We start from the raw sequence: 22570 nt of genomic DNA, 5'->3' as shown, positions 1-22570 counted from the left end.
GCTGGCAAAGGTGAGTTGCATTGGCAGCCAGCTTATTGACCTTGTGAGTCAGTCAGCAAAATCGCGTGCTCCGTCACACTATCAATGTCAGCAGCGGCGCCGCCAACAAGTTGAGCAGACCGGTCAGGACCATCACCAGGCCCGCAACAGAGCCCTCCTCGCCGCCCACTTCATGGGCCCGGCTGACCCCGGCACCATGGGCGCCGACGCCGAACAGCGCACCACGGGCCAAGGGCGTGCGCAACGGCAGGAACCTGAGCAGCACCCCGCCGAACATGGCCCCCAATACTCCGGTAAACATCACGAAAACCGCTGTCAGCTCCGGTATCCCACCCAGATCCCGGGCCAGTGGCATGGCAAAAGGTGTGGTGATCGAACGGGGCAACAGCGACAGACTCACCGCGTTATCCAGCGACAATAGATGCGCCAGGCCCCAGGAGCTGGAAATGGATACGGTGCTGCCCACCAGCATGCCCAAGGTCAATGCTGGCCAGTGGCGTGCCAGCAATGCACGCTGCTGCCAGATCGGTACGGCAAAGGCTACCGTCACCGGCCCCAGTACCGACATCAACCAATGGGTATCGCGCGAGTACTCGGCATAAGCGGTGTTCAGGGGAATGGCAACCGCCAGCAGCACCAGCGGCACCAGGATCAGTGGCGACAGCAGGTAACGACCGGTTCGCCGGTACAACCAGCGGCTGCCCAGGTAGGCCAGCAGGGTCAGGGCCAGCCAGAACAGCGGCATGGGCTCAAGCGTCATGGCGCATCCTCCAGCGGCACACCCACTCCACGGTCAGCGCCGTCAGCACCATGACCATCAAGGTACTGACGCCGATCACCAGCAGGATCCGCCAGCCCTCATCGCGCAGCAGGCTGGCGTAGTCGAGCAGGCTCATCAGTGCAGGAATAAAGAACAGCAGCATTTCAGCCATCAGCAAACCGGCACCCAACTGCAAGGCAGCCGGTTTCAGCCAGCCCAGGGCGAACGCCAGCAACAACAGCGCCAGGCCCATGACTCCGCCCGGTATCGGCCAGCCCAGCCAGGCCGCCAACTGGCCGCCTAAAACATAAAGCACAAGGAACACCGCCAGCTCGGCGAGCAGGCGCAGGAAGCGTTTGACTGATGCGGGTTTCATCGCGGGGACCTCTTCAAGGCTCTATTTTAAGAGCCCCTTCGCCACGCTAAAAACGAATTGTTAGACTAGCATCCATTCTGAAATGGAATTTCAATGATGGAATTCAAACAGCTGCGCAGCTTCATTGAAGTGATCCACCGCGGTGGCTTCACCCAAGCCTCCCACACCTTACACATCAGCCAATCGGCGGTAAGCAAACAGGTGGCCCAGCTGGAACAGGGCCTGGGCGTTCCCCTGCTTGAGCGTCAAGGCTCGCAGTTGCACCTGACGGCCGCCGGCAAGATTGTCCTGGAACGTGGCGAAGCAATGCTGCGCCTGCGCCAAGAGCTGCAGAACGAACTCGATGACCTCAGCCTGCTGGGTCGCGGCGAACTGCGCCTCGGCCTGCCGTTGCTAGGTAGCGACGCGCTTTTTGCCCGACTGTTTGCCGAGTACCGTCAGCGTTATCCGAACATCACCATTCACTTGCTTGAAGGCGGCAGCCGCAGTGTCGAGCAGGCGGTATTGAGCGGCGAACTGGAGCTGGGTGGTAGCCTGACGCCGAACGATCCGGCGTTCGCTTTCCAGCCGTTCTGCAATGAAGCACTCGATGCATTGCTGCCAATCGATCACCCCCTGGCCGGGGCCGGCCAGGTCAGCCTGGCGCAGTTGGCCGATACGCCGTTTCTGCTCTATCAGCGCAGCTTTGTGCTCAATGATCGACTGCTCAGCGCTTGCCAGCAGTTAGGGTTTACCCCCAGGGAAGGTGGACGTAGCGGCCAGGCCGACTTTCTCGCCGCCCTGGTCGCCGCAGGCCAAGGGGTTGTCCTGCTGCCCCGCGTAGTGGCCCGCGGTCTGGAGCGCCCCGGTGTGGTGCGCCTGACCCTGAGCGAGCCGACCGATCTGCGCTGGGACATCGCCTTCATCTGGCGTCAGGGCGCTTATCTGTCGCGGGCCGCCCAGGCCTGGCTGCAATTGCTACGCGAGCAACCGCAGGCAGAATGATCAGCCGCGCAGCTTGCCGATCAGCTCAGCCAGCCAAGGCTCGGCGTCGGTTTCCGGGGTGACGGTTTCGCTGGCATCCAGACGCAGCATCGGCTGCACTTCATTGATGCCCAGTTCGGCGAACAATTCACGCATCTGCTCACCGCCGCCACAGAAAGTGTCGCCGTAGCTGGAGTCGCCCAGGCCGATCACGGCACCGGGCAGACCACGCCAGGCGGCGGGCAGCACGTCACGAATTTCGCTGAACAGTGGGATCAGGTTATCGGGCAGCTCGCCCATGCCAGTGGTCGAAGTCACCGCCAGGAAGGCCTCGGGGGCAAAGCCCTGGAGGTCTTGCAAGGTGGCGCGGGCAGCGTGCCAGGCCTCGAATCCTGCGGCCTTGAGCAGCGATTCGGCATGCCGTGCGACTTCTTCGGCCGTACCGTAGACCGAACCGGAAAGGATGGCGACTTTCATAATGGATTCCGAGTGAGTAGAACAGTAGGATACTAGGTTCTGCAGGCAAATCTCAAAACATGCAGTTGAGCTGGCGATGCCAAGCCACTTACCCATAAGCCTCAGAATTTTCCCGCAACTTATTCAGACCGATCCTATATCGCCCCCTCCAGCACCGTGAAAGGCTTCCCCGCGCGCTAACTAGGGAGGAAGCCAAGCCCCCTGTACGCCACAAACAGACCAGGGAGGCTCGAACATGCTCAATGAATTACGCACGTTCTTCGACCACAGCCGGCACAAGCTCAAGGTGCGCGGCATCGATGCCGGGCTCGACATCCTCGCCTTCCACGGCGACGAGTACCTCAGCCAGCCGTTCGAATACCACATCGAATTCACCTCCAGCGAGCGTGACCTCAGCGCTGAACAACTGCTCGGCAAACACGCCAGCTTCAGCCTGTACGCCGCGCCGCAACCGCTGCTGTTCAGGTTCCCCGACGAGCCCGAAGCCAAAGCCCTGCGCACCCTGTTCGGCGTGATCAGCGGCTTTCAGCGCCTGTCCGGCTCCAACGACGAAGCCCGTTACGAAGTCCCCCTGGAACCGCGCCTGGCCTTGCTCGCCCGTGGCAAGCAGACGCGCCTGTACCAGCACCAGTCGGTGCCGGAGATCGTCGACGGCATCCTGCGCAGCCGCCACGATTTCGAAGGCCAGGACTTCTACTTCAACCTGCTGCGCGAGTACCCCAAGCGCGCCCAGGTCATGCAGTACGACGAAAGCGACCTGGCCTTCATCAGCCGCCTGCTGGCCGAAGTCGGCATCTGGTACCGCTTCACCAGCGATGAACGCCTGAAGATCGAGGTCGTCGAGTTTCACGACGACCAGCGCCGCTACCAGTTCGGCGTGACCCTGGCCTACCGCCCGCAATCGGGCCTGAGCAGCAGCGGCCAGGACAGCGTGTGGCAGTTGCAGACCCGCCACCAGGTGGTGGAAAAGCACATCAACATCCGCGCCTACCACCACCGCGACGCCCATGCCTACCTGGATGCCGAGGTCGACCAGACCCGTGGCGCGCGCACCACCTACGGCGAGGCCTACCACTACGCCGAACCCTACACCGTGCTCGGCGACGCCCTCGACCAGGACGAAGACCTGCTCAGCGAAAGCGGCTACTTCTATGCGCGCCTGCGCCATGAACGCTACCTGAACGCGCAGACCAGACTCAGCGGGGTGAGCAGCAGTCCGACCCTGGCGCCCGGCCAGGTGCTGAAAATCGACGGCAACGCGCCACACGCCTTCGCCCCCGGCGCGGTGCTCACCCACCTGAACGTTCGCGCCGGCCGCGACAGCAGTTACCAGGCCAGCTTCGAGGCCATCCCCTACGCCGAACGAGTGTGCTTTCGCCCGGCGTTGCGGGCCAAGCCGCAGATCGCCGGCACCTTGCCGGCGCGGGTCACCAGCACGCGGGAAAACGACCCCTACGGCCATATCGATATCGAAGGCCGCTACAAGGTCAGCTTCCTGTTCGACCGCGACCCGTGGAAACCCGGTGCGGAAAGCATGTGGCTGCGTCTGGCGCGGCCCTATGCCGGCGACACTCACGGCCTGCACCTGCCGCTGCTGGCCGGCACCGAAGTGGCGGTGGCGTTCGAGCAGGGCGACCCGGACCGCCCGTACATCGCCCACGCCCTGCACGACAACCGCCACCCCGACCACGTCAACCTGCGCAACTACAAACGCAACGTGCTGCGCACCCCGGCCAACAACAAACTGCGCCTGGACGACACCCGGGGTGAAGAGCACATCAAGCTCAGTACCGACTACGGCGGCAAGAGCCAGCTGAATCTGGGCCATCTGGTTGGCGCCGAGCGGCGCAAGCGTGGTGAGGGTTTTGAGCTGCGTACCGATGACTGGGGGGCGTTGCGTGCAGGCAAGGGCTTGCTCATCAGTGCCGATCAACAGCCCAAAGCCCAAGGCGAAGTGCTGGCCATGCAAGAGGCTGTGGCCCGTCTTGAGCAGGCTGGCGATGAGATGAAAAGGCTTTCCAGCGATGCCGAAACGGCCCAGGCCGACCCGGCTGATGTGCAGGCGCAACTGCAACTGCTCAGGCAAGACCTGGAGCAGTTGAAAACCTCCGTACTGCTGCTTAGCGCTCCGCAAGGGATTGCCCTCACCAGTGGCAATCACCTGCAACTGGCCGCCCAGCGCAACCTGATGCTCAACGCCGGCGCCAACGCCGACATCAGTGTGGTCAAGCGCTTGTTCATTGGCGTCGGCGAAGGGCTGAGCCTGTTCGTGCGCAAGCTCGGCATCAAGCTGATCGCCAACCAGGGCGCGGTCAAGCTGCAGGCGCAAAACGACCGTATGGAGCTATTGGCCCGCCAAGGGCTGGACATCGTCAGCACTGATGACGAGATCCATATCACCGCCAAACAGAAAATTACCCTTAATGTCGGCGGCAGCTACATCACCTTGAGCCCCAGTGGCATCGAGTCGGGTACAACCGGCGATTACATCGTCAAGTCGGCGTATTACGACAATCAAGGGCCGGCGAACATGCAGGCCTCTCACCCGGATTATCCGAAACTGGCGTCCGTACAGCATCTTCGCCTGCACATTCCTCAGGCGCCCAATGCGCCGCAAGCGGCCTGGGTGGGCATGCCTTACACACTGTATGCCGGTGCGGTCCCGCTACAAAAAGGCGTGCTGGATGGCAGTGGGCAGTTGCAGATCGAGCACCAGGTCATCACCACCGCTTACCGGCTGGAAATGGCCAACGGTGTGACTTACCAGATTCCGATCCCCAGCGACTACCGCAATGCCGAGCAGGCGCACCTGGCCAATGGCGGTTTGCATAACCACCCCTCAAAAACCGACATCGAGGTAAGCCAGCCCGATTCGCATACCGACCACCGCGCCCTGTACACAGCGACACTCGAAAAACCAGCAACCCGCCAGGAGGAAGTGCAATGACTCAGCCTGAAATCGTCGTGCCGATTGCACTCCAGCATACCCAACAGGCGTCCTGCACCTCGCCCTGGTACGTGCAGAACACCGAATACCACCCCGTGGCAGCCACCTATCAGCCCTTGATCAATGGCGAAGCAGCCTTCAAGGCGGTACACCTGGCAATCGCTCAAGCCACAAAGTCCATCGATATCATCTGCTGGGGCTTTCAGCCCTCGATGTACTTCATCAGGGACGGTAGTGCCCCTTGCATTGGCGAACTGCTGATGCGCAAGGCCCGGGAAGGTGTCGAGGTGCGCATCCTCGGCTGGGAGTTTCCGTTCAACAGCGCTGGCGCGGGTGGCGAGGCCAACCTGCCCGGTAAAGGCCCGTTTCGCATTCAGGATCGGGCGCTGCAACCGTCCACCGAGGACCAGTACGCCTATGACCGCCAGTGGTTTGCCACCTGCAGCGCACCTGACGACATGGCCGCTGCGCTCCGTGCCGAGCGCAGTATTCCGGTGTTCGTCAGTCGCGGCTTCAGCTTCTACGAAAGGGCCGAAATTGCCTATCAGGTGAAATACAAAAGCCTTGACCCACACCTCAGTGCCATCACCCAGGTCGCTTTGACCAGCACCGTGACGCACCATCAGAAGACCGTGCTGGTCGACTACGAACTGCCAGAGCGCGCGGTCGGATTTGTCATGGGCCACAACATGCTCGACGAATACTGGGACACCGATCGCCACTCAGCGCTGAATCGCTCAAAAGACACCAAGCCCGCGCCCAATCGCGGCCCCCGTGGCGATACGCCACGTCAGGATATTTCCTGCCAGGTCAGCGGGCCGATCCTGGAGCACCTGCACCATAACTTCGCCACCGCCTGGCGCAAGGAAACCGCTGAAGACCTGCTCGCATCGCGCCAGGCCAAACACCTGGGGCCACAACTGCAATGCCCCCCTGGCGCGACCCGACAACTGGCGCAACTGCTGCGCACCCAGGCCCAGGAAGGCAAGCGCGATATCGAGCAGCTCTACCTCAAAGCCGTTAACAACGCGACCCAGTTCATTTACATCGAAAACCAGTATTTCCGCTGGCCGCCCTTGGCCGAGGCGATCAAAAAAGCAGCGGCCGACCAGACCCGTGAGGGGCGCGACCCGGGGCTGCATGGCGCCTTGCACCTGTTCGTGATCACCAATGCCACGGATGAGGGCATGGGCGCAGGCTCGGTGAGCACCCAGCGCATGCTTGAAAGCCTCGGACGCGCCGACACCATTCCCGAGGTCACCAAGTTACAGCGCATCGAACAGGCGAAGGCCCAGGCCGCCGCCGAAACGCCAAGTGTCGCTGATCTGCTTGAAAAACAGGCATTGCTCATGCTGACCAGCGTAACCGACGCCTTGGGAGGCGGCGATATGAGCAGCAAGGCCAGGGAAACCCAGCAGTTTGATAACGAATGGCGGCAAGCCGTGCTCAGAGACCAGATCAGGGAAATCCAGGAAAGCCCTGTCCCGCCAGAACCGCGCCCTGGCCTGAAAATTCACGTGTGTTCGCTGGTCGCCCCCGACTCCCCGCCGGGGAAAGCCTGGATGCCGGTGTACATCCATTCCAAGTTGATGATCGTCAACGACGTGTTCACCACCCACGGCTCGGCCAATATCAACACCCGCAGCATGCAGGTCGATAGCGAGCTGAATATCGCTCATGAGTGGATGAGTGAGACCCAGGCGTTGCGGCGGGAGTTGTGGGATTTACATACCGGTGGGAAGGGGGGGCAGGATGCCCCTAAGCAAGCATTCAACGCTTGGCAAGACATCATCGATAGGAACAAAAAATTGCAAGGCATCAAAGATACACCTTACGCCCCGCTCATCGAATTTTATTACGACAAATCCACCCTGACGGACTTCGACTGATGCGGCTGTTTCTACTGCTGACAATCTTGCTGCTGACCGCTTGTGGTCCTAGCGATACCTCTACCTATTCGAAGAAGGAAAACCCATTGAATCCGCTAACGGAGATCAAAGCCAAGCTGACGTTTACCTGTGCACACGAGACCATTCCGGAGTCGCCTTCCGATGCCGATATATTGTTCCAGCACGCACGCTGGCTGCAAAAAAATAACCAGCTCAAGCAGGATAAAAGTATCGATGCGCAAATTGAGCGACTATATCGTATTGCCGCTGAACATGATCATTACAAGTCTAATATCAACTTGCAAAATGGCGCAATACGTGGCCATTTCAGGCTCCGCGGTGCGGAGTATCTTCGTCTCAGCCAGAATTTAATAGAGGCGAATGTAGCGACAGGCTATTACTTTATCGCTATTTTTTTGCAGCAGGGCGCAGCTGGGTTAAAGCAAGACCCGCAAATGGCACTGCGTTATTATCGAAAGGCAGCCGATCATGGTAATGCCGAAGCGCAATATTATCTGGCTGACAAACTTGCACCAGATGACATTGCCCCAGCTGTTTCCCGGCAAATGCGCCGGTGCGCCGCCGAACAGGGCCAAGGTAGAGCTGCAACTATTTTGTCGATCTATCTTCAGGATGAAAAAAAATACAGCGAAGCCCTTGAGGTATTACAGATGGGCGCTGCCGCAGGGTATGAAAGCGCTGCCGGCCGATTGAAAGAAGCCTTTAGCAACCCTCCTCCATCCGATGAAATGTACTACCTCGGCCAGCAGGAAGACTTAGAACGCGCAAAACGCTATGAAAAAATCTGGAACGTGCTAGCAGACTACTCTTACGCTTATCCCAAAGTCCCAGAGATCAACGAAATCGTCCCATTGCCTCCAGCCAAACTGCCAGCCTGGGACGGCAAGCTCCAATGGCTGGAAGAACGCCTCGCCAATGTCCCGCCGCCCAAACCCAGCGAAGCGTTGATCCGCGAACTGGCCAAAGCCAAGCAACTCGATTCCGCCACCGGCCGACCAATGCCGGAGTCTCCCGCTTTCATCAAGGTCGCTTATCCCGCGCCCACCTGTGACAGTGGTCAACCCTGTCCACACAGTGGTTACTGGGAAGCAACTGGCTATTTCCGTCACCTCGGGCGCGTGAGCCTGGGCGAAACCCGCCGCTTCAAACAGGGCGAGATACTGCCTACGCTGGTTGTTCGCCGCAACCATTCGCGCCTTTGGCCTCTGCCCGACCGAACCACCGTCGGTGAAGAGAAAGTCAAATGGGTAATGCTCGGTGAAGCGTAATTATAGGCGTCTCCGATTAGTGGATGCGGCACCGTGCATCCATTCCAGACAAAGCACGCCGTGTACTCGTTGGGTCATAAAGGAGCTCAGTTGATGCGGCGATGCCTACTGCTGACCATTATGTTGCTGAGCGCTTGTAAACCTGGCAATGCCGTGACCGATTCAAAAAAGGAACATCCATTGAATCCGCTCACAGAGATCAACGCCAAGCTGGCCTTTACTTGTGTGCACGAAACGATTCCGGAGTCGCCGCCAGAGGCCGACGTCCTGTTCCAGTACGCGCGCTGGCTACAGAAAAACAATCAGCTTAAAGAGGACAAAAGTGTCGATGCAGAAATCGAACGGCTATATCGCATCGCCACTGAGCATGGTCATTACAAAGCCAATATCAACCTGCAGAATGGCGCAATACGCCGCCATTTCAGACTTCGCGGTGCGGAGTATCTTCGCCTCAGCCAGCAACTAATCAAGGCGAATGTAGCGACAGGCTATTACTTCATCGCTATTTTCTTGCAGCAGGGCGCAGCGGGGTTGAAGCAAGACCCGCAAATGGCGTTGCGCTATTACCGCAAGGCGGCCAATCAGGGTAATGCCGAGGCGCAATATTATGTGGCTGACAAACTTGCACCGAGCGACATAGCCCCAGCTGTTGCCCGGCAAATGCGCCGTTGCGCCGCCGAACAGGGACAGGGCAAAGCAGCCGAGATTTTGTCGATCGCTCTTAAAAATGAGAAAAATTACATTGAAGCCCTTGAAGTCTTGCAGATGGGTGTTGCCGCAGGGAATGAAAGTGCTGCAGGACGCTTGGAAGAAGCATTCCGTGACACGTCTCCATCCGATGAACTGCTCTACCTCGGCCAGCAAGAAGACCTAGAACGCGCCGAACGCTATGAAAAGATCTGGCGAGTGCTCGCAAACTATTCCTACGCCTCCCCCAAAGTCCCAGAGATCAACAAAATCGTCCCGTTACCCCCGGCCAAACTGCCAGCCTGGGATGGCAAGCTCCAGTGGCTGGAAGAACGCCTCGCCAATGTCCCACCGCCCAAACCCAGCGAAGCGCTGATCCGGAAACTGGCCAAAGCCAGGCAACTCGATCCCGCCACCGGGCGGCCATTGCCGGATTCCCCCCACTTCGACAAGTTGGCACTCAGCAACTTGGACCCGTAAGGATAATTAATGAGAGGCGTCATTCGTATCGGCGACAAAACCACCAGTGGAGGCACTGTGCTTTCGGGCTCCACCACCATGAAGGCCAGAGGCATCGGCGTAGCGCGTGTCGGTGATCCCGTCGGTTGCCCTGTTCCCGGTCATGGTCCGACAGTCATCGTTGAAGGCCACCCTACCTTCAGGGACCGTGGCGTACCTATCGCACTCAACGGCCATCGCTGCGCCTGTGGCTGTGCGCTGATTTCATCGTTGCCCGCAGTGACTGCGAGCTAAACATGCCGGGTAGTGATTGGCGCTGGATCCAAATCTTAAGATGTGAGCCCCGAACCAATCATCTAGAATCACTTGCCGCACCACTGCTCAGACCTTGTGAGCCTGACCAATGATCAACGCCAAACTGCTACAACGCATGATCGATGCCTCCAACGACGGCATCGGGCTCGCCGAACAGGAAGGCGACGAACGGTAAAAACAAAACTACCGTTTGGCTGTCCATGACGGTGAAGAAATGCATTCACGACTGACACTTTCGAGTTCGACCATGCAAGCAGATGCCCTTCTGACTCAGGACGAGTTGGACTTCATCAGGACCATGCAGCACGCATCCCAACCCTCTTCGGCTGAGTCGATGTCGCGTCTGATGGTCAATGGCGGCAGCGAGATCAAGGATCTGTTGACCCGGCTGATTGCCCAGGAGCAGGTCACCTTGCAGGCGCAGTTCGACAACCACCAGATGACCTTTCCTCTGCATCTGGTCGAAGACGAGTTCCACTCCCTGCAGCTGCAATTGGGCGCGCCGCACATCTATGAAGAAGGCCCGATGGTGCGCCCATGGCGCCTGACTCTGGATACGCCGGTGGCACTGGAAGATGAGCTGGGCCTGAGTACCGGCCTGTGGGTGCGGGAAATCTCGTTCAAGGGGGTGCTGCTGGAAGTTCGTGACCAGCCCGAGCCGCCGAGCACCTTCGACCTCTGGTTCACCCCTGACAACTGCGCCCCGATCGCCTTGCACGGCATCCTGCAACGGCGTACCGGCCAGAGCCTGGCCGCCTACAACCTGAGTGAGAGCCGGCAACCAGAGATCGAACGGCTACGCGAGTACATCCTCCAGGCCCACCGCCTGGCTCATCCGCAGTTGCATCCTCAGCTATCCAGGTGACCGGCCAGAAACTGCTGCAAGCGACGCTGCATCAGCCGCCCTTCACTGCCCAGACACGCCACTTGCGAACCGACCAGACTGTCCTGGGCCAGGTCCGCAGCCTCCCCGGCCAGCAGCAACGGACACTCCAGGGCCAAGGCCAAACGGCCTAAACGCTTGCGCAGGTCGTGCGCCGGTGGATGATTCGAGAACAGCACCAGGGCATGGGGCGCCATGCGCTCACAGACCAGACTCAGCTCTTCCACAGGCTGCCCCTGCCCCAATACCGTCACGCCAACTTCACTGGAGCCCAGCAACAGCGCCGTCACCAGCAACTCAAGCTCCCGGCAATGCCCGGGAATCGCAGCCAGCACCACCCTGACTTGTTGTTGGTCAGCGGACAGTTGCAAGCGCTGCAGCACTCGCCCGCGCAGAAAACCATCGAGAAACAGCCATTCGCTGAGGTGGCCGAAGGCTTCCTGGGTGCTGCGCAACGCCTGCCAGACCGGCAAAAAGATGTCCTGGAAGACTACAACCAGTGGATAACTGCTGAACACCTGGCCGTAGACCTGCGCCAGGTGCCGCTCATCGAATGCGCTCACAGCTTGGCGCAGGTGCAACTGCCATTGCTTGAAGTCGCCCTCGCAAGCCTGGTTGCGGACAGGTTCAGTTTGCGGTTTGAGACTCTGGCTGCGAGCGAGAATCTTGCCGACCTTGCTGACCGCCACACCACGCTCGATCCAACCGAGGATGTTGCGTACTTCGGCGATATCCGCTTGTGAATAGAGACGGTGCCCACTTTCGGTGCGTGTGGGCTGGATCAGCCCATATCGGCGCTCCCAAGCCCGCAAGGTGACCGGGTTGATGCCTGTCAGACGGGAGACTTCGCGAATGGGGAACAGCTCCTCATGATTGAGGTCGCCAGGATTCAACGAAGGCTGGGCAGGTTCAAGCATTGCCGGAAAACCATGATTCTGGAGGGCCAGCGCACATTCTACCCCTGGCGGTAGAGAGCGACTATTGGCATTTCTTTCGACTGGCAACGTCTCAGCACTGACGGGTCAGGTTATTTCAGGAATAATCCGTGCCCGCTTTTTGCATGCAGCCAGATGCCGTCCACCACCCCGGACGCATTTCATGGGCCGGCCACCCGCCATGCCCAGTTGCCAGGAGATACACAATGTCTACCCCTCCCGTTACCTTGATGGTGACGCGCCGTGTCGCCGAAGGCCGCTATCAGGACCTGATGAGCTGGCTGCACGAAGGCGAACAACTGGCCACCGACTTTACCGGTTACCTGGGCTCCGGCGTCCTTGCGCCACCCCCGCAGGGTGACGAGTTTCAGATCATCTTCCGTTTCACCAACGAGCAGACCATGCAGGCCTGGGAGCACTCGGCCTCGCGCAAGGCCTGGTTGGCCCGCGGCAACGGCCTGTTCGAACAACCACAAGAGCTGCGGGCCAGTGGCCTGGACGGCTGGTTCGGCAGCAACACGGTGCAGCGTCCGCCGCGCTGGAAACAAGCCGTGGCAATTTGGCTGGCGTTCTTCCCGGTCTCTCTGTTGTTCAACCTGCTGTTCGGCCACTGGCTGAGTGCCCTGGACCTGGTGCCACGGATGCTGCTCAGCACGCTGGGGCTGACACCGCTGATGGTGTATTTCTTTATTCCGTTGTCGACCCGTTTGCTGGCCAATTGGCTTAATACCCCAGCGTCCCGCTCCGGGCCGCAGGGTGCGCGCAAGCCTGCCTAGTTCGGGTATGCTGGGGGTTATCCAAGCGAACCGGTAAAAGTTGACCGCCCCCACCATGAACAGCCCAATTCTTGTCACCGGAGCCAGCCAGCGAGTCGGACTGGCGTTGGCCCTGAACCTGGCGCAGGCCGGCCATACCGTGGTCAGCGCCAGCCGTAGCAAAAGCGCTGAAGCTACGCATCCGAACATCATCCAGTTCCAGGCCGACCTGTGCCGGGAAGAGGACCGCCAGGCCCTGATCGAACACCTGCAGAGCAACTATGACGGCCTGCGGGCAATCATCCATAACGCCTCGTTGTGGCTCGACGACGATCTGGCCAACCTCAACACCATGTTCAAACTGCATGTCGAAGCGCCCTACCACCTGAACCTGGCGCTGGGTGAGCAACTGCTGAAGATGGATAAGGCCGACATCATCCACATCTGCGACGAGACTTCCTCACGCGGCAGCAAGAGCCATATCGGCTATGCCGCCACCAAGGCCGCGCTGCAGAATATGGTCCTGTCCTTCGCCGAAAAGTACGCGCCGGTGGTCAGGGTCAACGCGATCCTGCCAGGGCTGCTGATACTCAAGGAAAACAGCGACGAAGCCTACCGCCAGCAAACCCTGAAAAAGGCCTTGCTGGAATTCGAGCCCGGCGCTCAACCGCTGATCGAGGCGGTGCAGTTCCTCCTTGAAAGCCAGTACAGCACCGGCAGCAACGTGGTCATCAACGGTGGCCGCCATCTGAAAAACCGCATCGCGGTAGACTGAATTGTCCTTGTCACGAGAATGACCATGAACGACCAACAGAAACTTGAGCTCGAAGCCGCCGCCTTCCGCCGCCTGGTGGCTCACCTGGACAGCCGCAAGGATGTGCAGAACATCGACCTGATGAACCTCGCAGGCTTCTGCCGCAATTGCCTGTCCAAGTGGTACAAGGCCGCCGCCGACGAGCAGCAGATCGAACTGAGCATGGATGAGGCCCGTGAAGTGGTCTACGGCATGCCTTATGCCGAATGGAAAAACCTGTACCAGAATGAAGCCAGCGCCGAACAGCAAGCGGCGTTCGCCAAAGGAAAACCTAATGACTGATCTGAACACCCTGCGCAACAGCCTGAAATCCGGCGAACATCAATTCGCCGACACCCTGGCCTTCATCGCCGGCCACTACGACTACCAACCACAAGCCTTCAACAACGGCGGCGTGGAAAACGCCACCGGGCAGAACGAAGGCTCGTGCAAGACCCTGGGCCTGGCCCTGCTTGAAGGCCTGAGCGATGAAGAAGCGCTGCTGGCATTCGGCGAACATTACCGCTCGGTACTGGCCACCCCAGCAGGTAGCGACCACGGCAACATCCGTGCCCTGATCCAGCACGGCCTGGCCGGGGTCAAGTTCGACGCCCAGCCGCTCAAAGCCCGCCAGGCGTGATCCATCGCCCCGGCGTCGCTTCGGCCAGTTGTCCCTGCTGCAACCACTGCAGGGCAATTGGCCAGAGTCGGCTCTCGAAGCGGTTGTGAAAAAAGGCGAAGTGGCCGATCCGGGTTTCGCCGATATCGCCAGGGTCGATGCGCAGATGGCTGCAATCACTCGACTCGAAATAGCCCAGCAGTCGATCAATGGCGGCAACTGTTCCAAAGGGGTCGTCAGTCAGGCTGATGGCCAAGGTTTGCGCCCTGACCTTTGCAAACGGTAACGCACTGAGCGCACGACCACTGGGCCTACCTTCATAGGTCGCAGTCAGCGTACTCCAATCCTTCACCACCCCGACCGGGGTATCTTCCAGCCAACCCAGGCGCTTGCCGGGAAAATAGCCGAACAGCCGCGTCAGCAGTGGCATCAGCACATGCCATTTAGCGAACAGTTGCCAGCGGCTGCCGGCAGCGTAATCACGCCAGTAGGCAAACTGCGCACCGACCGTAACCAGCCTGCGCAACTGATTGGCCGATGGCGCCAGCCCCGCCGCACAACCACCAAAACTGTGACCGACGACATCGATGGGTTGCCCGGCAAACTCACGCTGGGCGCGTTGCAGCATGGCTTCGAAATCCAGTGCCCCCCAGTCGGTCCAGGAAGCCTTGAAGTGGCGCATCGAAGCCGGGCGCGACTCGCCAATACCGCGATAGTCATACGTCATGACATCGAAGCCGTGGCTGAACAGGTACTGGGCAAAACGCGCGTAATAGCTGCAGCGCACCGAGGTGGCGGCGTTGATGATCACCACCGGGCGCGTGCGGTCCGGCGCGGCATGGCGCCAACAGCAACCGCCGAGGGGGTAACCGTCAGCGGCGACTTCACGAAAGGCTTGCCCGGTGTTGCGTGAGACTGGCAGCGGTGGAAATGCTTCGAGACTGCTCATCGACCTTCTATGCCGAAGCCGCTACCCGCGGCGCCGGGACCTTGCGCAGGCCGCCAAGGCGAGAGCCATCGTAACGGCTTTCACGGAACAGGCGCCAGCGTCCGAACAGGCCATACACATGCATCACCCGGCCCTGTTCGTGATAGCCCATGCGAATATGCAGTTTGAGCGCTGGGATATTATGGGTTTCGCACACGTCCACCACTTGGCTGCAACCTTGGGCGCGCATGGCATCCCATAGTGCGACCTGAGCATCCACCGACAAACGGGTGCCGAAATAGGCGCGGGTCATTTCGCCGCCGAACTCGAAGAATTCACCTGGCTTCACCGGGAAGGTACAACCGTAGTAATGGCGATCGTGATAGTCGCGCATACTGCCGAAAATAAAGGCCACGGCATCGCCCTGTTCATCCAGGTACATATGCCCGGTGTGGCCCTCGGCGGCCAGCTCACGCATGGTTTCCACGCGGTCACCAAAGTAACAGGCAAAGGCGTCGGCATTGTCCGGGGTGATATCGACCCGGCGCACCGGGGGATGGTCGCGCAGGTTGTGCGGGGGTACCGGGCTGACCAGGTCACGCTCCATCCACAGCAGTTCCCAGTGGAAGAAGATATAGCGCTCGCACAGGGTTTTCAGGGTCTTCTGTAGACCCTTTTGCCTGATCCGCTCTTTTAATTTTTGCAGTCCACTCATGGTGCCTCCTGTCGAAACCTTGGCGGTTTTAAAGGGCATGCAGAAAGTGGTATAGATCAGCGCAGTGGGGGAATAGCAAAAGGCCAGCGATGGACTTGTTTCAAATTGTGTTTCGAGTTTGTAACAGTTGCCGCACCTGTGCAAAAACAGGTGCGGCAACAAGGTCTTAGCGGGTGCTACTTACAGCTCGACGCAGTCGAACCGTACGTCGGTAGCCACATCAGCGTCGTAGTCAACGTCTTGGCGCTCGAAACCGAACAGGTTGAGGAACTGCTTCTTATAGCCAGCGTAGTCGGTTATTTCGAACAGGTTCTCGGTAGTAACCTGTGGCCACAGAGCCTTGCAGGCATCCTGCACGTCATCACGCAGTTCCCAGTCGTCCAGACGCAGACGGCCTTCTTCGTCCAGTGCTGCTGGCGCGCCATCTGCGCGGTACAGACGGTCACGGAACAGACGGTCGAGCTGATCCTGGGTACCTTCATGAACGTTCTTTTCCTTCATGATCTTGAAGACCATCGACAGGTAAAGAGGCATCACAGGAATGGCCGAACTGGCTTGGGTCACCACGGATTTCAGCACCGCGACATTGGCACCACCACCGACCTTCTGCTCCAGGCGCTTGGCGGTTGCATCCAGGTCCATCTTGGCTTTGCCCAGAGCACCGTGCCAGTAGATCGGCCAGGTGATTTCAGTACCGATGTAGCTGAAGGCTACGGTGCGCGCTTGCGGCGCCAGTACACCGGCAGCATCCAGAGCATCGATCCACAGCTGCCAGTCCTGGCCACCCATGACGGTGACGGTATCGGCAATTTCCTGCTCGCTGGCAGGCTCGATGGACGCCTCGATGATGGTGTCCTTGTTGGTGTCGATAGCGGTCGACTTGTACGGCTGGCCGATTGGCTTGAGCGCCGAACGCACCAATTCGCCGGTCTGTGGCAGCTTGCGCACAGGCGAGGCCAGCGAGTAGACCACCAGGTCGACCTGGCCGCCCATTTCGTTCTTGATCAGCTCGATCACCTTGGCCCGCGCTTCGTCGGAGAAGGCGTCACCGTTGATCGACTTGCTATACAGGCCTTCGGCCTTGGCAAATTTGTCGAAGGCTGCGGCGTTGTACCAGCCAGCGGTGCCGGCCTTGGTTTCAGTGCCCGGCTTTTCGAAGAACACACCCAGGGTGTCGGCACCGAAGCCGAACGCTGCGGTGATACGTGCTGCCAGGCCATAGCCACTGGATGCACCGATCACCAGGACCTTTTTCGGAACATCCTTACGCACGCCCTGCTTGCGGGTGGCTTCGATCTGATCACGTACGTTCAGCTCGCAACCGGTTGGATGCGTAGTGGTGCAGATAAAACCGCGAACTTTAGGATGGATGATGGCCAATGTCTGTACCTCGTCAGTGAATATGCTGAGGGAGCCGAATCGCGGGGGACTCGAGGTTCCGTTGCTGTGAGGGTGAGACTACACCCGCGGCGTTGCCGACACATCCGGCTCCCTGGAATCCTTCAGGGCGCTACTTTGTCACAGCCCGGAAAAGTTCAGCAACCGCTGATCTCAGACCCTGAACGCTCCGATCAGGCGCTTCAACTCCATGACCTGGGCCGACAACTGGCGGCTGGCGTCCTCGGTCTGGTGAGCACCCTGGGTGGTGTGCTCGGCCGCGCGGTTGATCTCGACGATGTTCTGGTCGATGTCGTGAGCCACCGCCGTCTGTTGCTCCACCGCCGCGGCAATCTGCTGGTTCTGGTCGACGATGCTGCCGACCGCGCCGAGAATGTTTTCCAGTGCCTGCTGCACCTGCTGCGACTGGCCGACCGTGCCAGCAGCCACCTGATGACTGGCGTCCATGGCCTTGACCGCCGCACCGACGCCGCCCTGCAGGCGTGAAATCATCTGTTCGATTTCTTCGGTCGAGTGCTGGGTGCGTTTGGCCAGGGTGCGTACTTCATCGGCCACCACCGCAAAACCTCGCCCCTGCTCCCCGGCCCGCGCTGCCTCGATGGCCGCATTGAGGGCGAGCAGATTGGTCTGTTCAGCGATGCTTTTGATCACCTCCAGCACGCAGCTGATGGCCTGACTGTCGCTGGCCAACTGGTTGATCACCACCACGGACTGATCGATTTCACCGGCCAGGCGCACGATGTTGCCCTGCTGGGACTCGACCAAGCCACGGCCACTGACCGTTTCCTGATTGACGCTGTGCGCGCTGCTGACCGCCGCTGCGGCACTGCGTGCCACTTCCTGGGCGGTGGCCGACATCTGGTTCATCGCCGTGGCGACCTGTTCAATTTGCCCGCGCTGGCCGCTGACCGCCTGGTTGCTGCGTGCCGACACCGCGTGCACCTGCTCGGCCTGGCGTTCGACCTCGACCACGGTGTGACCAACCTGCTCGATCAGGTCGTGAATGCGCCGCACTGTGCCATTGAACACCTGGCCCAACTCCCCCAGTTCATCACGACTGCTGGCTCGGAAGTTCACCGTCATGTCGCCAGCGGCGACCTTGTCCATGACCGCGCCCAGGGTTTTCAGGGTATGGCGGGTCGATGCGTAGAAGCCGCCATAAAGATACACGATCAGCAAAAACACCCCTGCCAGGGCCGACACCAGCAGGATCATGTGCAATCGATGCTCGCCCAGACGCTGTTGTAATTGCTGGTCGAGAAACTCGCCCGTGGCGGTGTTGAGCGCATAGGTCTGCGCCATCAGTTTGCTGACCTGCTCAAAGAATACCGGCCACGGCGCATCGAGGGTTTCGGCCATGACCACCTGCTCTTCAAACAGCTCGCCGGCCTGTTTCAACGAAGCTTGACTACTGGCCGCCAGGCTGCCCAGCCGGGCTTGCGAGCCAGGCTCGGTGACCAGGGCGTCCTGAAGCTTGAGGGCATAGTCGGCACCGAGCTTTTCGAGTCGCTGCAACAAGTCTTCGAAGCGGGTGCTGGACGCCGAATTGAGGAAACCCTGGCCCAGGGAGTACGCGCCCATGGCCCGGCCTTCACCCAGGGTCTGAGTGACTTGCGGGGTCACTGTGGTCATCAGCTCGCTGAGCTGGCGAATCGCTGAGTCACTGTCCTGGTTGAGCCCGGCCTGGCTGGCGATCACCTTACTCAGCACCTGGGCCTGGCCCAGCAGTTTGTCGAGCTGGGCTACCTTGTTCGACAGCGACGATTCCGCCTGGGCTGCCTTGAGCACGCCGAGCATTTCGTCACGCTTGGTGTGGAAATCATTGGCTTGCGTCTCGTCGGCGATGACTGCGGTGAGCCCGGAAAGCTGACTCAGCACCTGCTGTTCGAGCGTGCTGATCTGCGCCTCGACATCCTCGGCCTTGCCCGACTGACCGAGCACTGCGTTGATCTGTACCAGGTTGCCCAGGGTCTCCAGGTCGCCACGCAAGGCCAGGCTGCTGCCCAGCAGTTCAAGGCTCTGCAGCTCGACCTGGGTGGCATGGAACTGCGCATAGGAATCGCGGACCAGGTAATAGTTGGTCACCAGCATGGGCAGGAAAAACAGGATACTAATCAGGCTGAACTTCATCCCGAAGCTCAACCGATTCATCAGCGCGATGGCCGGATACAACAGGCTATTCACGGGTGGTCCCCTCCGATTCTTATTGTTCTGCGCGCGCAGTGGCACTAGGCCACTGATGATTGTCACCAGTACCTGTATAACGCATATCGGAGCGGGGTTTTGTAACTTAAGGTTAAGCGGTGAGGGGACAGACCAGCGGCTGCCCCGTCTTCACCTTCAGCCCAATACGGTCCACAAGGCAAAACAGGCGTACCAGAGCACCGCGGAGCGCAACAACAGCTCCCACAGCGAGTCCAGCCCGACCAGACCCTCGGGGCCCGACGGTGCACCGGCAGGCGAATCCCCGGCGACTTGACCGACCGCAGCAATCAGCCTGGGGGCCGTGATATTCCAGTGGAGCAGCTCATGCAGCATCACCCGGCTCACCGCCACAAAATTGCCGACCAGGGCAAAGCTCACACCCAGTATCCGCACCGGTGCCCAGTCGAAGGCATGGCGCAATTGCTCGGCACGCTCGCGTAGCGCCGGTGAATGGGCATGCTCAGCAGTCAGGGCGAGCAAGCGGTAGGCCAACGCTGCGGCCGGCCCCAGCAGGACATACCAGAAAATCACCGCGAAGAAGCTCTGGTAGGCCTGCCACAGCAAATGGCCCTGAACCCGCCCGAGCAGGGATGAGGCGTCGTCCCCTGTCACGCCCAGATCGCGCTCGGCGACATGCACCGCTGCTTGTTCATCACCCCGTCGCCAGGCATCGCGAAAAGGTCCAAGGGAGGCTTTTATATCACCTCGCCCCAAGCTGTAGATCAGTACCAAGAGGTGCACCGGCAGTGCCAGCAGGCCATAGGCAACCGGTTCCAGCACCTGGACCAGCAAGGCCACCACTGCCACTGGCAACAGCACCAGGATCGACAACACCCACCACGGATGACCCTTGCCGTTACGCTCCAGGCGCGCCAGTTCGGTGCGAAAGAAACCATCGCATTGCAGTTGCTGGCGCAGTGCCGAGAACTTCTCGACCCACAGCACCAGTAACAACACCAGAAAACTCATGATCTGTCCTCGTTGTCCTTGAGGGCCGCACGGTAACGCGGCCAGTTGAAAGCCGGACCCGGGTCAGTCTTGCGCCCCGGGGCAATGTCGCTATGACCTTGAATCCGATCCGTGCCAATGGCCGGCCAAGCGCCCTGGATCTGGCGGGTCAGGTCCTGCAATGCCTGGTACTGAGCATCGGTAAAAGGCAACTCGTCGGTGCCTTCAAGCTCGATGCCAATGGAAAAATCGTTGCAGGCCTCGCGCCCGGCAAAGCAGGACACCCCGGCATGCCAGGCACGGTCCAGACAAGAGACAAACTGGGTGACCTTGCCGTCACGCTCGATCAGAAAATGCGCAGATACGCGCAGGTGCTTGATCCCTTCGAAATATGGGTGTTCGTTGGGGTCCAGACGATTCTGGAAAAATTCCTGAACCTTGCCGGTGGCGAACTGCGCCGGTGGCAGGCTGATGTTGTGAATCACCAGCAGGGAGATGACCTCGTCTTCGGCGCGGGCATTGAAATTCGGCGAAGGGCAATGGGTGATACCGGCGAACCAACCTGTAGTGCGGTCCAGTTGCATAGCAGATCCTGAGGCACAAGAGCACCCTTTCAGTATGCCCCGAGGCGTGCAGGGATGCATTGATAAAAACGTGCAGGAAACTAGCCGGCCTGATGCCGACGCAACTGACTGACCACCGAATCCAGCGCCCGGTCGAACAGCAGGGTGTCATCGGGCTGGCGCACCGGGCTGTACCCAGGTGCTGTTTGCTGTAGGCAGGCCAGCAGGCAGCGATTGAGCTCGGCGAGCAGATCAGAAAAGATCACCGGATCATCGTCGAAGTCATTAAGCAGACGTTGAACGATTTGCTCCACCCGCAGATACACCGCATCGCGCTGGCAGTCGTCACTGGCGCCCTGGGCCGCTGTGGCGATTTCGTTGAGCAGACGCCGAGCCGGATGACTGCTGCGGCTAAAAAGGCCCTTGTCCAGCACCGCGACCTTGAGCATGGGAATCTGCATGCGTCCAATCAAGGCCCGCAGTGGATGCGGCAGGTTGCGGTCGCCGAGAATGAAATCGAAGAGCATCGCGATCAAGTTGATCACATCCTCATCACCCCCTTCGACCTTACGGCAGGTGCCACTTTTCACGCTGACCCGCGTGAGCAGTTGCTCTAGCTGCTGGTGCAGGTCGAACTCGTCGATCTCGCCGGTTGCCGGCACATAGTGCTGCAGGTGTGAGAGCAGGCGTAGCAGGTCGCAGGTCCTGATCGGCTGCATCGGGTTGCATGACTCAAAGCGTGGTGCAACACGTCCGCGTACTCTCGACAGCAAGCTCTGCAAGGAGGCAAATACAGCCTGTTCGTTGGCATCGAGCTGCGCCTCTTGCCCTGCCCTCTGCCCGGCCAGCCCCTGTGGACTCGGCGTCGGTCGAGCCTCGGCACGCCGCCGGTGCACAGTCTTGAGCTCGGGTAGCACGCCGGTAGCCATCAGCAACTGGTTGGCTTCGCCATAGAGCTGCGCGGCATCTTGCAGGACATAACGTTCGAACAGCTTGAGGATGATCAGCTTGACCTTGATGCCAACGCCCAGATTGCGCCCGGCCTGGAGGAAGTAGTCGCAAAGCATTGCCGGTCCCAGCGGATTGCGCCGGTCATCCAGGGCCCGCCCGGTCAGGGCCGACAGGCGCAGGGTCAAGTGGTTGAGGCTGAAACCGTCACGCACCAGGACCCGCTCGACCATGGCATCCAGCGCCACAGTACGCTCCCGTTCATCACTGCCCAACTGCGTGGGCAAAGGCATCGGCACGCTCTGGCCGACCCGCACGAAGGCTTCGTAGAAGCGATCGAGGTAGCCACGCTCGATACTCTTGCGCTTGAGGCGCAGGTCGCGCATGGCTTCGAAGAGGAAGTTCTGCTCGCTGTTGCTGACCGCCGTGTCGGCCATCTCAAACAGCGTATCGTCGGCATTGTCGAACAAGGCCTGCAAGCCTTGGCGCAGTTGCAACGCGGCTTTGTCACGGACCTGTAGAAGCACCACTGGCAGACGAGCAAGAGGCGCATTGAGCGCCTGATCGATGGATGCCTTGATCGGCACCACCTTCCCGTCTTTGTGCATCCCGGACTCCTTGCAGGGTAATCTTGAAATGAAGCGACAGATCGTCAAAGCCATGACGCCAAATACAAGTCGCATTATCTGGCAAAATCAAGACACTCGCCAGCACGGGC

At 60.0% G+C, this 22570-nt stretch carries 21 protein-coding genes and 1 pseudogene; 11 read left to right on the top strand and 11 right to left on the bottom strand.

Going from position 1 to position 22570, the window contains the following annotated elements:
* Positions 1-73: 73 nt before the first annotated feature.
* Both ACRESH_RS16770 and ACRESH_RS16765 read right to left on the bottom strand, forming a co-directional pair.
* Positions 74-760 (bottom strand): LrgB family protein, encoded by a 687-nt coding sequence (locus tag ACRESH_RS16770; protein ID WP_431743032.1) that lies wholly within the window; start codon positions 758-760, stop codon positions 74-76.
* Positions 750-1136, bottom strand: coding sequence for a CidA/LrgA family protein (locus ACRESH_RS16765; RefSeq protein WP_431743031.1), 387 nt, complete (start codon positions 1134-1136; stop codon positions 750-752). The genes ACRESH_RS16770 and ACRESH_RS16765 overlap by 11 nt, the downstream gene beginning before the upstream one ends.
* 96 nt (positions 1137-1232) lie before the next feature.
* On the opposite strand from ACRESH_RS16765, the gene ACRESH_RS16760 reads away from it, so the two are divergent.
* Complete coding sequence (locus ACRESH_RS16760) at positions 1233-2120, top strand: LysR substrate-binding domain-containing protein (RefSeq protein WP_431743030.1); 888 nt, start codon at positions 1233-1235, stop codon at positions 2118-2120.
* On the opposite strand, the gene ACRESH_RS16755 is transcribed toward ACRESH_RS16760, so the two are convergent.
* Positions 2121-2576, bottom strand: a complete 456-nt coding sequence (locus tag ACRESH_RS16755; RefSeq protein ID WP_038614638.1) for a flavodoxin — start codon at positions 2574-2576, stop codon at positions 2121-2123. It lies immediately after the preceding gene.
* A 235-nt stretch (positions 2577-2811) separates the two neighbouring features.
* Between ACRESH_RS16755 and ACRESH_RS16750 the strand changes: the two genes are divergently transcribed.
* From ACRESH_RS16750 to ACRESH_RS16725, 6 genes are all read left to right on the top strand, one after another.
* Positions 2812-5523, top strand: coding sequence for a type VI secretion system Vgr family protein (locus ACRESH_RS16750; RefSeq protein ID WP_431743029.1), 2712 nt, complete (start codon positions 2812-2814; stop codon positions 5521-5523).
* A complete protein-coding gene (locus ACRESH_RS16745; RefSeq protein WP_431743028.1) occupies positions 5520-7412 on the top strand; it encodes a phospholipase in 1893 nt (630 codons plus the stop codon). The genes ACRESH_RS16750 and ACRESH_RS16745 overlap by 4 nt, the downstream gene beginning before the upstream one ends.
* Positions 7412-8701, top strand: a complete 1290-nt coding sequence (locus ACRESH_RS16740; RefSeq protein ID WP_431743027.1) for an SEL1-like repeat protein — start codon at positions 7412-7414, stop codon at positions 8699-8701. The genes ACRESH_RS16745 and ACRESH_RS16740 overlap by 1 nt, the downstream gene beginning before the upstream one ends.
* Positions 8702-8794: 93 nt before the next feature.
* Positions 8795-9868, top strand: a complete 1074-nt coding sequence (locus ACRESH_RS16735) for an SEL1-like repeat protein (RefSeq protein WP_431743026.1) — start codon at positions 8795-8797, stop codon at positions 9866-9868.
* 9 nt (positions 9869-9877) lie between these two features.
* Complete coding sequence (locus ACRESH_RS16730; RefSeq protein ID WP_431743025.1) at positions 9878-10141, top strand: PAAR domain-containing protein; 264 nt, start codon at positions 9878-9880, stop codon at positions 10139-10141.
* A gap of 268 nt (positions 10142-10409) precedes the next feature.
* Positions 10410-11027, top strand: a complete 618-nt coding sequence (locus tag ACRESH_RS16725) for a hypothetical protein (RefSeq protein WP_431743024.1) — start codon at positions 10410-10412, stop codon at positions 11025-11027.
* On the opposite strand, the gene ACRESH_RS16720 is transcribed toward ACRESH_RS16725, so the two are convergent.
* Complete coding sequence (locus ACRESH_RS16720; protein ID WP_431743023.1) at positions 11012-11962, bottom strand: MerR family transcriptional regulator; 951 nt, start codon at positions 11960-11962, stop codon at positions 11012-11014. The genes ACRESH_RS16725 and ACRESH_RS16720 overlap by 16 nt on opposite strands.
* 224 nt (positions 11963-12186) lie before the next feature.
* Between ACRESH_RS16720 and ACRESH_RS16715 the strand changes: the two genes are divergently transcribed.
* From ACRESH_RS16715 to ACRESH_RS16700, 4 genes are read left to right on the top strand one after another with little or no spacing between them, the layout of a single operon-like run.
* Positions 12187-12756, top strand: a complete 570-nt coding sequence (locus tag ACRESH_RS16715; protein ID WP_431743022.1) for an antibiotic biosynthesis monooxygenase — start codon at positions 12187-12189, stop codon at positions 12754-12756.
* A 55-nt stretch (positions 12757-12811) separates the two neighbouring features.
* Complete coding sequence (folM, locus tag ACRESH_RS16710; RefSeq protein WP_431743021.1) at positions 12812-13510, top strand: dihydromonapterin reductase; 699 nt, start codon at positions 12812-12814, stop codon at positions 13508-13510.
* A 24-nt stretch (positions 13511-13534) separates the two neighbouring features.
* Positions 13535-13831 carry a DUF1244 domain-containing protein gene (locus tag ACRESH_RS16705; RefSeq protein ID WP_431743020.1) on the top strand — a complete coding sequence of 99 codons (297 nt, stop codon included), beginning with the start codon at positions 13535-13537 and terminating at the stop codon, positions 13829-13831.
* On the top strand, positions 13824-14168 hold the full coding sequence (locus ACRESH_RS16700) for a HopJ type III effector protein (protein WP_431743019.1): 345 nt from the start codon (positions 13824-13826) through the stop codon (positions 14166-14168). The genes ACRESH_RS16705 and ACRESH_RS16700 overlap by 8 nt, the downstream gene beginning before the upstream one ends.
* Here ACRESH_RS16700 and ACRESH_RS16695 read toward each other — a convergent pair.
* The 7 genes and pseudogenes from ACRESH_RS16695 to ACRESH_RS16665 all read right to left on the bottom strand — a co-directional run.
* Positions 14149-15096, bottom strand: coding sequence for an alpha/beta hydrolase family protein (locus ACRESH_RS16695; protein ID WP_431743018.1), 948 nt, complete (start codon positions 15094-15096; stop codon positions 14149-14151). The genes ACRESH_RS16700 and ACRESH_RS16695 overlap by 20 nt on opposite strands.
* Positions 15097-15103: 7 nt before the next feature.
* The gene (locus ACRESH_RS16690; protein WP_431743017.1) at positions 15104-15790 is read right to left on the bottom strand and encodes an N-acetyltransferase family protein; all 687 of its coding nucleotides are present in this window, start codon (positions 15788-15790) and stop codon (positions 15104-15106) included.
* A gap of 180 nt (positions 15791-15970) precedes the next feature.
* A complete protein-coding gene (gene fabV / locus ACRESH_RS16685) occupies positions 15971-17170 on the bottom strand; it encodes an enoyl-ACP reductase FabV (RefSeq protein WP_431743016.1) in 1200 nt (399 codons plus the stop codon).
* A gap of 171 nt (positions 17171-17341) precedes the next feature.
* Entirely contained in the window at positions 17342-18046 is a 705-nt protein-coding gene (locus tag ACRESH_RS16680) for a methyl-accepting chemotaxis protein (RefSeq protein ID WP_431743049.1), read from the bottom strand.
* 1482 nt (positions 18047-19528) lie between these two features.
* Positions 19529-20362 (bottom strand): regulatory signaling modulator protein AmpE, encoded by an 834-nt coding sequence (gene ampE / locus ACRESH_RS16675; protein WP_431743015.1) that lies wholly within the window; start codon positions 20360-20362, stop codon positions 19529-19531.
* Positions 20359-20925, bottom strand: a complete 567-nt coding sequence (gene ampD, locus ACRESH_RS16670) for a 1,6-anhydro-N-acetylmuramyl-L-alanine amidase AmpD (RefSeq protein ID WP_431743014.1) — start codon at positions 20923-20925, stop codon at positions 20359-20361. Before ampD ends, ampE begins: the two co-directional genes overlap by 4 nt.
* A gap of 218 nt (positions 20926-21143) precedes the next feature.
* A pseudogene (locus ACRESH_RS16665) lies at positions 21144-22460 on the bottom strand (DUF1631 family protein); the annotation flags it as partial.
* Between the last annotated feature and the right edge of the window lie 110 nt (positions 22461-22570).

The organism is Pseudomonas sp. (assembly GCF_050739775.1).
Lineage (GTDB): Bacteria > Pseudomonadota > Gammaproteobacteria > Pseudomonadales > Pseudomonadaceae > Aquipseudomonas.
The sequence above is the reverse complement of the archived record's forward strand: the minus strand, read 5'-3'. Positions and strand labels throughout refer to the sequence as shown.

Bases quoted from the DNA above. Each gene is read 5' to 3' on its own strand.
- ACRESH_RS16690 (WP_431743017.1), bottom strand. From the start codon at position 15,790: ATGAGTGGACTGCAAAAATTAAAAGAGCGGATCAGGCAAAAGGGTCTA.
- ACRESH_RS16705 (WP_431743020.1), top strand. From the start codon at position 13,535: ATGAACGACCAACAGAAACTTGAGCTCGAAGCCGCCGCCTTCCGCCGC.
- ACRESH_RS16715 (WP_431743022.1), top strand. From the start codon at position 12,187: ATGTCTACCCCTCCCGTTACCTTGATGGTGACGCGCCGTGTCGCCGAA.
- ACRESH_RS16770 (WP_431743032.1), bottom strand. From the start codon at position 760: ATGACGCTTGAGCCCATGCCGCTGTTCTGGCTGGCCCTGACCCTGCTG.
- ACRESH_RS16730 (WP_431743025.1), top strand. From the start codon at position 9,878: ATGAGAGGCGTCATTCGTATCGGCGACAAAACCACCAGTGGAGGCACT.
- ACRESH_RS16755 (WP_038614638.1), bottom strand. From the start codon at position 2,576: ATGAAAGTCGCCATCCTTTCCGGTTCGGTCTACGGTACGGCCGAAGAA.
- ACRESH_RS16765 (WP_431743031.1), bottom strand. From the start codon at position 1,136: ATGAAACCCGCATCAGTCAAACGCTTCCTGCGCCTGCTCGCCGAGCTG.
- ampE (WP_431743015.1), bottom strand. From the start codon at position 20,362: ATGAGTTTTCTGGTGTTGTTACTGGTGCTGTGGGTCGAGAAGTTCTCG.
- ACRESH_RS16740 (WP_431743027.1), top strand. From the start codon at position 7,412: ATGCGGCTGTTTCTACTGCTGACAATCTTGCTGCTGACCGCTTGTGGT.
- ACRESH_RS16725 (WP_431743024.1), top strand. From the start codon at position 10,410: ATGCAAGCAGATGCCCTTCTGACTCAGGACGAGTTGGACTTCATCAGG.
- ACRESH_RS16760 (WP_431743030.1), top strand. From the start codon at position 1,233: ATGGAATTCAAACAGCTGCGCAGCTTCATTGAAGTGATCCACCGCGGT.
- ACRESH_RS16695 (WP_431743018.1), bottom strand. From the start codon at position 15,096: ATGAGCAGTCTCGAAGCATTTCCACCGCTGCCAGTCTCACGCAACACC.
- ACRESH_RS16750 (WP_431743029.1), top strand. From the start codon at position 2,812: ATGCTCAATGAATTACGCACGTTCTTCGACCACAGCCGGCACAAGCTC.
- ACRESH_RS16700 (WP_431743019.1), top strand. From the start codon at position 13,824: ATGACTGATCTGAACACCCTGCGCAACAGCCTGAAATCCGGCGAACAT.
- ACRESH_RS16680 (WP_431743049.1), bottom strand. From the start codon at position 18,046: ATGTCGGCCACCGCCCAGGAAGTGGCACGCAGTGCCGCAGCGGCGGTC.
- ACRESH_RS16745 (WP_431743028.1), top strand. From the start codon at position 5,520: ATGACTCAGCCTGAAATCGTCGTGCCGATTGCACTCCAGCATACCCAA.
- ACRESH_RS16735 (WP_431743026.1), top strand. From the start codon at position 8,795: ATGCGGCGATGCCTACTGCTGACCATTATGTTGCTGAGCGCTTGTAAA.
- ACRESH_RS16720 (WP_431743023.1), bottom strand. From the start codon at position 11,962: ATGCTTGAACCTGCCCAGCCTTCGTTGAATCCTGGCGACCTCAATCAT.
- folM (WP_431743021.1), top strand. From the start codon at position 12,812: ATGAACAGCCCAATTCTTGTCACCGGAGCCAGCCAGCGAGTCGGACTG.
- ampD (WP_431743014.1), bottom strand. From the start codon at position 20,925: ATGCAACTGGACCGCACTACAGGTTGGTTCGCCGGTATCACCCATTGC.